This window comes from Allocoleopsis sp., assembly GCF_036703385.1.
Taxonomy (GTDB): domain Bacteria; phylum Cyanobacteriota; class Cyanobacteriia; order Cyanobacteriales; family Coleofasciculaceae; genus Allocoleopsis.
This window is the reverse complement of sequence record NZ_DATNPA010000373.1, coordinates 1-10,328: the sequence shown is the minus strand read 5'-3', so window position 1 is coordinate 10,328 and position 10,328 is coordinate 1. Positions and strand designations below refer to the sequence as shown.

The 10,328-nt window shown below is 47.4% G+C and carries 8 protein-coding genes and 1 pseudogene; 3 read left to right on the top strand and 6 right to left on the bottom strand.

All coding sequences use genetic code 11. The features are described from left to right. Together V6C93_RS18595 and V6C93_RS18590 are read right to left on the bottom strand one after the other, a co-directional pair. Positions 1-1,398 (bottom strand): PAS domain S-box protein (locus tag V6C93_RS18595; RefSeq protein WP_333478159.1); only part of this gene is annotated, 1,398 nt, incomplete at its 3' end. A gap of 989 nt (positions 1,399-2,387) precedes the next feature. Further along, positions 2,388-2,516 carry a hypothetical protein gene (locus tag V6C93_RS18590; protein WP_333478158.1) on the bottom strand — a complete coding sequence of 43 codons (129 nt, stop codon included), beginning with the start codon at positions 2,514-2,516 and terminating at the stop codon, positions 2,388-2,390. Between the two features lie 108 nt (positions 2,517-2,624). Between V6C93_RS18590 and V6C93_RS18585 the strand changes: the two genes are divergently transcribed. Together V6C93_RS18585 and V6C93_RS18580 are read left to right on the top strand one after the other, a co-directional pair. Then, the gene (locus V6C93_RS18585; protein WP_349262759.1) at positions 2,625-3,293 is read left to right on the top strand and encodes a phosphoribosyltransferase; all 669 of its coding nucleotides are present in this window, start codon (positions 2,625-2,627) and stop codon (positions 3,291-3,293) included. A gap of 166 nt (positions 3,294-3,459) precedes the next feature. Next, complete coding sequence (locus tag V6C93_RS18580) at positions 3,460-4,152, top strand: dienelactone hydrolase family protein (protein WP_333478156.1); 693 nt, start codon at positions 3,460-3,462, stop codon at positions 4,150-4,152. Positions 4,153-4,734: 582 nt separating this feature from the next. Here the strand turns inward: V6C93_RS18580 and V6C93_RS18575 are convergent. Next, on the bottom strand, positions 4,735-5,172 hold the full coding sequence (locus V6C93_RS18575; protein WP_333478155.1) for a hypothetical protein: 438 nt from the start codon (positions 5,170-5,172) through the stop codon (positions 4,735-4,737). Between the two features lie 156 nt (positions 5,173-5,328). On the opposite strand from V6C93_RS18575, the pseudogene V6C93_RS18570 reads away from it, so the two are divergent. Next, a pseudogene (locus tag V6C93_RS18570) lies at positions 5,329-5,891 on the top strand (IS630 family transposase); the annotation flags it as partial. Between the two features lie 69 nt (positions 5,892-5,960). On the opposite strand, the gene xylB reads toward V6C93_RS18570, so the two are convergent. The 3 genes from xylB to V6C93_RS18555 are packed head-to-tail and all read right to left on the bottom strand — an operon-like array spanning position 5,961 to position 10,095. Then, positions 5,961-7,448 (bottom strand): xylulokinase, encoded by a 1,488-nt coding sequence (xylB, locus tag V6C93_RS18565; protein WP_333478154.1) that lies wholly within the window; start codon positions 7,446-7,448, stop codon positions 5,961-5,963. Between the two features lie 36 nt (positions 7,449-7,484). Further along, positions 7,485-8,984 carry a mannitol dehydrogenase family protein gene (locus V6C93_RS18560; RefSeq protein WP_333478153.1) on the bottom strand — a complete coding sequence of 500 codons (1,500 nt, stop codon included), beginning with the start codon at positions 8,982-8,984 and terminating at the stop codon, positions 7,485-7,487. Next, positions 8,941-10,095, bottom strand: coding sequence for a sn-glycerol-3-phosphate ABC transporter ATP-binding protein UgpC (locus V6C93_RS18555; RefSeq protein ID WP_333478152.1), 1,155 nt, complete (start codon positions 10,093-10,095; stop codon positions 8,941-8,943). Before V6C93_RS18555 ends, V6C93_RS18560 begins: the two co-directional genes overlap by 44 nt. Positions 10,096-10,328: the final 233 nt, after the last annotated feature.

The following is a 10,328-nucleotide window of genomic DNA, read 5'->3' as shown; positions in this document are numbered from 1 at the left end:
GAACGCAATTACTCCCAAAACTTCACCGTCACTCTGGATGGGAATTGCAAATGCGCCATGCAGTCCGGCAAGAGAGGCTTGCTCGGAGCGTTGGCAATGGGTGTCCTCGACAATATCGGTACTCCAGTAACCGGAGGTGATGACCTGATCAGCCTGCTGTGCTAAGGCCCAAACGTGACCTGCCAACCCAAGCCCTGGAGGCAAAGTTGTTTGACGGCTGATCTCAATAAATTCTGAAATGCAAAGGGATGGCCTCACCCAACTTTCCACACACCGCAATTGGAGAGAGGGTGACCGGAACTGGAGTGGGGAGGTAACCGCAGCTTTAGTCAGGCGATGAGGGGGTGATAACGTAGCAGGAAAAAAGCTGGAGGTAAAGGCTTGCTGCTCATCTTGGGGAAAGAGTTGAGAACTTCCCCCAATCTCTTCCTCTCCCGCTCTCTCTTCACTCAAGCTCCGGCTCTCCCCTTCACCCTCTACTGTCCAGAATTCACCCAAATCCCATACTAAGTTTTCACCAATAACTTGCAGAATTTTGGGGATAGCCTCGCTAGGGGTAGCTGACTCGGACATAATGCGAGTGGTAGCATACTGCACCGCGAGTCGCTTTTGTGCTCGCTGACGCTCGGTGACATCTCGACCCACATAGACATAATTTTGTACGCCCTCTACATCAGTCTGAATCGCAGAACAGGAAAATGCGATCGCGAGTTTTTCTCCTGTTTTGGTCTGACAGATGACTTCTACAACATTCAGAGCTTCTTGAAATAACAGTGGTGGTTGAGTAGCAGCGAGTAAAATGTTATCCTCACGAGTCACCCTTGAGAGAGGCTGACCGATGAGTTCTTCTTCGCTGTAATCTAATAAATGTTGAGTGGCTCTATTGATAGTTTTAATGATTCCGGATGGCGTGGTAACGATTAAAGCATCTACCATCGAAATCAGAATAGTTTCGATATAAGCCTTGGATGCTGTCAAAGCACTTAATAAAAGACTCTTTTCATTGGATGACTGAACTAAGTTTTGCTCTAAAATCATCCTTTCTGTTACTTCTTCAAAAAATATGATTAAGTAATGATTTGAGTCTTCATCATAGTGATTTTTAACGGCACAAAGATCGACATAGATAGGAGTCCCTTGGTCAGAAGTACGGGCAATGGCTTGTATCTCAAAACTGGTCTGCCGTTCTTCAAGGATATCGATTAAGATATCTTCAAGGCCAAGCAGTTCGGGAAACCCGATACGCACATCCTGTCCCTTGATGACATCCTCAGGAAATTCAGCAAACCGTTGCACAGCCATAGAGGTTTCGAGAATGTTAAATTCCCGATCAACGGTTAAATATTCTTTGCGGCGTATGGCTAAAAGAGGCAGGAGTTTGTTTAAAAGGCTACTCATCTGTTTTGGATGTAAGAATTCAGCTCTATTGACTCCGAAACAAGATTCTCTGGCTGGTTGAAGTCAGCTAGATATTCGCTTCAAGCTGTCACGGATGGCTATCTCTTAATCTGAACCTTGAAGAAATCAAGAAGAGAAGCCTGAAATCAATAGGAAACTCACCTGCAAAAATGCGCCGACGCACCCGCACCCCAAAGAACAAAAGTTACGCTTATTTTACGGTAATTCACTGAGTAATCCCAGTCTAGTCTATGTCGATAGAATAAGTCATTAATCACGATTCACAATCAATCAGCTTGCCGTCTAACCGTAGATTAGACCTCACGCATTAGGGGCTTTTCTTTGGTTTCATCTGCGATCTGCGCGACGCTTCGGCTTCTCCAACAGAGTAAGCAGTAGCGCTGACGCTCGTTCCGACGCTCCTTACGTCGCTAAGGCTTCGCGATCGCTATAGCTTCGCTTCACGCTATCATTTTGGTCAGGAGTACCCCTCCCCGCCTGAGAGGCACAGTACGCAGTCAGTTCCCCAGTTGCATGGCACCTCTATACCTATGGTTACAATGCGTCCGTCGCCGTGTGTGAATTTTGGAAAAATCAGTGGTTGAAAGAATTCCCGTAACACGTTCTATCTCTGAGTGAACAATCTAGGGCAGCATGGCAGAAATAACTATCCAGTGCTTTCGCTATTCCCGATTCCCTACTCCCTACTCCCCTTTTGGTCAATTTTTATTAATACATTTTTGCCAATGTAACTAATTTTTAATGAGGTTGATTTTTGAATTAAAAATTGCTAACGTAAGAGTGGTTCAAAAGCTCATTAATCGATACAAAAACTAGAGCTTCAATCATCGCTACAGGCTGAACAGAGGAAAATTAATAAATGGTACACTTTTTCTCAACCGAGGTACTGGAGCCATCAACTTCAGAAGTCAGAATCTAAGGGAGACCGACTCTTATAAAATCCATAATACTAGCCCCAAAGGCAAACTCTATTCATAAAATTGAGCAATTAATCCTCCGTTCAACGTTAACGGGTTAAACAAAGCTATGGGGCACAAGCGTGCCATCAAGTAAGCGATCGCCAACAGAGAGAGAAAGAAAATTTTTCCTGGTTTCAAGCCCCCGGATTTATCCCTCCTAGATGACAGTAAGGAGGTCAATCCAAAATCCAAAATCCAAAATCTCAAATCCAAAATCGAATGACACAGGTAAGGGAGGTGGGGTTGATGAAAATACGATTTCGAGACCGAACTGAAGCGGGGCAGTTGCTAGCTAAAAAACTCACAGCCTATGCCAATCGTTCGGACGTAGTGGTGTTGGGGCTTCCTCGTGGCGGTGTATCCGTCGCCTTTGAAGTGGCAAAAGTACTCAAAGCCCCCTTAGATATCTGCCTGGTGCGGAAGCTGGGCGTACCGGGACAGGAAGAGTTGGCGATGGGAGCCATTGCTAGAGGCGAAGTGATGGTAATTGATAACGATGTGGTCAAATGGCTAGGGATTTCCAGGGCAGTGATTGCTCGGGTTGCTGCAAGAGAACAGCAGGAATTGAAGCGACGCGATCGCGCTTACCGAGGCGGTCGCCCTATCCCCAACGTGCAGCAGCGCACAGTTATTTTGGTCGATGACGGCATTGCTACGGGTTCAACGGTACGTGCGGCGATTGCCACCTTACATCAACAGCAACCTGAACAGATTGTAGTCGCTGTTCCAGTTGCGGCAAACGCCACTTGCCAGGAGTTGAAGACAGAAGTAGACCAAGTGGTCTGTCTTATTACACCTGAACCACTCCAATCGATTAGCCTGTGGTATGAAAACTTCTCACCAACAACTGACGCAGAGGTTCGCAATCTGCTAAGCGGGTTACAACTCAGCCCCTATAAAGAGGGTATTTGGTAGCCAGAGGTAAAGTGAGCAACCCCAAAATCAATTGAGGTGGGCTATGATCGTCAACCATACTGACGTTGCTAGGTTGCAAGAGAGCTAGCAAGAACGCTAGTACACTCAGTAACAGCCGATCGCATACGTCCACATCACAATCCATTCCAACAAGGAGGATAGGCCAATGAACAGGACATCACCATGCAACGCACAAGAGTGCCTGGTCTCGGTCACTGCTGGCTCGATTCGTCTGGCAGGGAATCTAAGAGTGCCCGAAAAGGCACGAGGGGTTGTTCTGTTTGCCAATGGCAGTGGCAGCAATCGAGACAGTTCCCGCAATCGCTACGTTACCCAAGTTTTGTGTCAAGCGGGACTGGCAACCCTGTTGATTGACCTACTCACCCCTCAGGAGGTGGCAACAGACCGACAGCTGAGGCACCTCCGCTTTGATATCGGCCTCCTGCGTGAGCGGATTGCCAGTGCGATCAACTGGTTAGTTGAGAACCCAACAACCCAGAACCTGGGTATTGGCTTCTTGGGTTCCAGTACAGGGAGTGCGGCAGCATTGGTCGCGGCAGCAGAACATCCAGAGGGAATTCGTGCGATCGTCTCTCGCGGCGGATGCCCCGACTTGGCTGGCTCTGCGTTGTCTCGCGTTAAGGCACCAACCCTCCTGATTGTAGGCGGAAACGACATCCCGGTTCTGGAAAAAAATCAGGACGCACTCAGGCATCTGCATAGTGAAAAGCAGCTTGAGATTATTCCTGACGCGACACACTTATTTGAGGAGTTAGGGGCACTCGAGGAAGTGGCGCGTTTAGCCAGCCAATGGTTTGAGCAATACCTTAAGCCAGCTCATCAACCCGCTCTACCTTAAGCCGATTGATCCGCTCAGGAATCATAGCAAATCCTCATCTATAACTGCTAATGGGTAATGGGTAATTGGTATAGCAACCGCCAAGGCGGTTAAGGCATAAACTGAAAGTAGACCTTGATTATAGCTCCGGCATCGCCGGAGCGAAACCTATGCCCAAACCATATAGTTCAGGACTTACGCAAGCACGCTACAGATAGTGTGTGCTAAAACTCAATGTCAAAATCATTAACTCCGTGTCATACACGAAGCTAGGCACAGTAATCACATCAAAAGGATGTAACAGGGGTGCATCCCAATTTTGCAAAAATAGCGGTATGTGATCGCTTATGGCTCGGGTAGAGAATGATAATCATATATTAAATCGTCTGTTGGCGCAGTTGTCCTACCCGATAGCAAAACTAGCCTGGAATTGGGCAAAATAAGACAGTATCTTCCTTCTGAGAGTAATGACGATGACCCCCGAAGAACAAGAGCGTATACAAGCCTGTGTTGGTGAGATAGCACAATTTGCTCAAACCTTTACATATCGATGGCTGGGGGGCGCTTGTCGCCCCCTCAGATCCTGTAGCTATCCCTTATTGTCTAAAAACTAGGAAGCGGCAAGTATGAATTGAGTAGTGGCGATAGTTTCCTGTCAACCTTCATCATTTTTAACGTACCATCTGCAATGTTGGAAGATTTTCGATCTAGAGCTAAATAAATAAAATAGTCTTCTGCCGAGAGAATATTCATTAAGTGCCACTGCGATGAGAGTGCAATTAATATCTGATCAATTTTATCTGAAAACTGGAGCGCCTTGGCAACCTCCATCTTGGCTTGGATGACTTTAGCGTTGCCTGTTACCGCCATGCTAATTTTGCTATTGGGGAACAGAGGACTATCAATACCTTCTTGGCAAATGCACTGCCCAGTTTTCCAATTTCCCAGTGCCACAACGAGCGCACCCTGCGAAGCCATTATTTCTTTTAAACCAGACTCAATTTCAGCTTGAATCTCAGTATATCCTATACTCAACATCATGGTGTTGCTTTCCCTTTACATTGCTGCGATAAACCAGATGACTGAACGCCATGCCTTTCAGTATAACCAGCAATTAAGTCAGGGATAAGACTTCTGGCTTTTTCTAGACCTGTCTGACCATCTGTCGCTGTAACAGTTGAGCAATTTCATTCTAATAAAATTGGGTTTAGTCGTAAAAAAAAACTTATGGTTATCGAGAGCGAGATGAAGTTAAACGACTGAAATTTAAAGAAGAGATAGCGACGTATAGACCATAAGAAAGAGTCTATATAGATGAAGCAGGAATGGATAACAGAGAAGATTATGGCTATGGTTGGAATAAAAGGGGGAAACGATTTAATGCTCTAAAAAGCGGGAAACGACAAGGAAGAATTAATATGATTGCTGGCTATTGTAATGGTCAGATAATCGCTCCTTTTACTATTGAGGGTGCTTGTAACAGAACTGTATTTGAAATTTGGCTAGAAAATTGTTTAATACCATCACTAAAACCTGGACAAATAGTTATTGCCGATAATGCTACATTTCATAAAGGTGGGCGTATTATTGAATTAATTGAAGCAGCAGGTTGTCAGTTAAAATACTTGCCATCGTATTCACCCGATCTGAATAAAATTGAGCAATGCTGGTCATGGTTAAAGAGTCGAATTCGTAAGCAATTAACTCAATTCAACTGTCTGAGGGATGCAATGGAAGCCGTGCTTCGCACAGCGACTTAACCGCCTTGGCGGTTGCTATAATTGGTAATTGGTTGGGAGTTCTCATTACCCATTACCTTCTTTCATTCATCAATGTCTTTCCGCCTTCCTCCAACGAACAGCTTTTAGCGCTTCGTACAGTAACTTGTATCGCTTGAACGCTTCTTCGTATAGAGGATTAGCTTGTGGTTGTACTGTATTACTGCCTTGGGGCAGTGTCTTAAATGCAGCTTCCAAATTGGGGTATGCACCAACCCCTACCATTGCCAGGATTGCTGCTCCATAAGCGGCTCCTTCTTCAGCTTTGGGAGCGATGAGTTCGGTTTGCAAAACATCTGCCAAAATTCGTAACCAGATGTTCGATCGCGCCCCTCCACCTGTTGCCAAGAGTTGATGAACGGGAGTGAGCTCGCCGATTGCTTCCAACGCTGCTCGCAGGCTGAAGGCCACACCCTCTAGTACAGCACGAATTAGATCCGCCTGCGTATGAGCCAATGACAAATTAACCCAAGCACCGCGAGTATCTGGATCGAGGTGCGGACTGCGTTCTCCTGATAGGTGGGGCAGAAATAGAATACCACGCGCACCGGGAAGTGAAGTTTCTGCCATGTCCATCAAATCGGTGTAGGCAATTTGCGGTGCAAAGGTGTCTCGATACCAACGCAAAGAACCTCCTGCCGCCAACGTCACACCTAGTAAATGATATCCACCATCCACATGGCAGAACAAATGCACCCGACCTTGTGGATCGGGAATTGGACGATCGTATGGTGCAAAGATTACACCTGATGTGCCGATACTCAGACTCCCTCGATTGAGATTACTCGATGAAATGCCCAACCCGACTGCTGCTGCTGCATTATCGCCTCCTCCGGCGACTATAGGTAATCCCGCCGGAAGTCCTACACGGGCAGCGATGTCCGATCGCAGCCGTCCCGCGATCGCAGTAGACTCAACCACAGTGGGGAACAACGCTGGACTAATATTGAGGGCATTAAGAATATCCGTATCCCATTGCCGACTCGCCAGGTTCAAACACCCCACACCAGACGCATCAGACGGCTCTGTCACCCGTTCGCCCGTCAGTACGTATCCGAGATAATCTTTTGGTAACAGGCTATGTCGGAGCAGAGCATAGGCTTGCGGTTCTTCAGTCCGCAACCATACTAACTTTGGAAGCTGAAACCCTGTAATCGCAGGATTTCCAGTGCGCTGAATCAACTCTTGACGGGAGATAGTAACTTCAATCTCTTCAACAGCTTTACCCGTGCGCTGGTCGTTCCACAAAATTGCTGCTCTGATGACTCTGCCTTCTGCATCAAGTGGAACCATCCCATGCATTTGTCCAGACAAACCGAGGGCGATTGCTCTGTGTCCATCTAGCTGTTGAGTAACATTGGATAGAGCCTCTAGACTGGCTTCAACCCAATCCAATGGGTTTTGCTCTGTCCAACCGGACTGTGGGGTTAACAGGGGATAGCTTCTCGTCGTTTGAGCAATAATTTTCCCTTGCAGGTCAACTGCGATCATCCGCACTCCCCCTGTGCCCAGATCTAAACCAATTACTACGTCAGCCAATCGCCCTCCTATCCTGATACTAATTTGATGATTCCATTAGTGCACCTGTGTTGCTCGGGCTAGCGTTCCTTTGGCACCCAACTCATACAAGCTGTGCAACTTGGCAGTAACTGCCTCGACGAAACGCGACGACTGCGCCAAGTCTCCAAAAATCTCGGATAGGCTAAGCAAGGGTTTGGGATCGGAGCCGCCTTCGCGAGCTCGTTGAGTCAAGATATCTGTCATTGGGTCATCAATAGGGATGGGATTGCCTTGGTCATCCTTTCCATTGAGGTAACGGAACCAGGCAGCAATCGTTAAGCTCAAGTAGTCGATCGCATCTTCCTGTCGCAGTGCGTCGCGCAGTGAACCCAGCACAAATTTTGGTATTTTAGCTGAGCTATTGAGGCACAGACGCGGAAGTTGGTCGCGAATTTTAGGATTGGCAAATCGTTCAATTAAAGTTTTTTTGTAATCGTCCAAATCAATTCCCGGAACAGGCTGAAGCGTGGGCGTTACTTCTTCCATCAACTGTTCAACGGCTTCCCGAATCAATGGATCGGCCATAACTTCATGGACATAGGTATAGCCTGCTAAAGAGCCGAGATAACCAATTAGTAGATGGCTGGCATTAAGCAGCCGGATTTTCATCATCTCGTAGGGATGAACATCGTTGGTCATCTGAACACCAACGCTTTCCCAATCCGGTCTACCTGCACTGAAATTATCTTCGACTACCCACTGTAAAAATGGCTCTGCTACAACCGGCCAAGCATCTTCAATCCCGAACTGTTCAACCACCATTTCTATATCTGATGGAGTTGTGGCGGGAGTAATGCGATCGACCATGCAGTTGGGAAAGGCAACGTTTTCAGCAATCCAATGTCCCAACTCTGGATCGCGTAGCTGGGCAAATGCCGTTAACATTTTTTGTGCAATGTTGCCGTTGCCTTGCAAGTTGTCGCAGGATAGCACGGTAAAGGGTGCCAATCCCTGTTGACGACGCTGATCGAGTGCTGCTGTTAAAAAGCCATACACTCCGATCGGCTCATTAGGATGTTGCAAATCGTACTGAATGGTCGGGTGATTGACATCGAATTCACCGCTACCTTCAACATAGTAGTAGCCCCCTTCCGTAATCGTTAGGGTGACGATGCGGCATTTGGGGTCTGCCATAGCATCAATCACGGCTTGCCGATTATCAGGTGCAAACAGATATTGAGTAATTGCGCCAATGATGCGTGCCGAATCGCCTTCTGGTGAACGTTCAACCAAGGTATATAAACAATCCTGGGATTGAAGTGCATCGCGCATCCGTTTGTCGAACTCCAGCAATCCAACCCCGCAGATTCCCCAGTCGCTGCCAGGTTTTTGATGAAAGTAATTATCGAGATATAACGCCTGATGCGCTCGATGGAATCCACCAACCCCAATATGCACAATTCCGTTGGTGATTTGATGGCGATCGTATTTGGGTACGCGAACATTTTCAGGCAACCGAGACAAGGATGCTTCATTCAGCTTGATGGCTGATTCTGTGCTGATATTGCTGTTCATGAGATTCATGCATTAGGTGGTGACGACGAGCTTTGGGAATGGATTCACCGTATAGATTGAACAAATGGCAAAGATCGCCATTAATGTGGATGAGCGCGCGATCGTGCATCCGGCTGGGATTGTCTCCATCGGTTTGCACGATTAGAGTCTCGCCATCGGCAATCTTGACGTAGAGAAACGTTTCTCCACCCAGTCGTTCCACAACCATTACTTCACCAGGCAATGTTGGATGATTTGGATCGAGTCTTAGGTGTTCGGGTCGAATGCCTAAGGTTGCTCTGTCCCCAACTGACAAACTTCCGGGCTTAACGGGAATCGTCACGCTGGCGTCACCGGGAAGCTTGACTGTTGTACCAGAGTCATTCACGGCGGACACCGTAACCGACAGGAAGTTCATTTTAGGTGAACCGATAAATCCGGCAACGAATAGATTGCGGGGATGGTGGTACAGTTCCAGGGGGGAACCCACTTGTTCCACAATGCCGCCCTGCAACACGACAATTTTGTCGGCAAGTGTCATTGCCTCAACCTGATCGTGCGTCACGTAAATCATGGTGGCTTGCAGACTGTCGTGTAAGCTAGCGAGTTCTAGCCGCATCTGTACGCGCAAGGCAGCATCCAAGTTTGACAGCGGTTCATCAAACAAAAACACTTTGGGATTACGCACCAGAGCACGACCAATTGCCACCCGCTGACGCTGTCCTCCCGAGAGTTCTTTGGGCTTTCGATTCAAGAGTGGCTCTAGTTGCAGGACGCGACCAACCTCTCGCGCCCGTTCAAACCGTTGGGCTTTTGGCACACCTGCAAGGCGGAGGCTAAAGGCCATATTCTCCGCTACTGTCATGTGAGGATACAGGGCGTAGGTTTGAAACACCATTGCCAAGCCGCGTTTATCTGGCGGGACATCATTGACTCTCTCTCCATCAATTAATAGATCGCCAGAGGAGATTTCTTCTAGTCCGGCAATCATGCGGAGTAAGGTTGATTTCCCACAACCAGATGGGCCGACGAAAACTACAAACTCGCGATCGTTGATGTCCAAATCGACACCTTTGATGATCTCAGTGTCGGTATACCTTTTATGGATATCTCTTAAAACAACTGTTGACATGAAATGCTCCTATCAATGCATTTAAGAAAAGATTAACTAGCTGTCATTAACTGCTATATCAATTTCCTTTTCAGATGCTACACATCGACCCCCCCAGCCCCCCTTGGTAAGGGAGGAGCAAGAAAAGCATCTGTAGCAGACATTCAGGAAATTCATATTATTTCACGGCCCCAAATGTCAGACCCCGGACTAATTGCCGTTGACTCAGCCAGCCGAAGATAAGGATGGGTGCG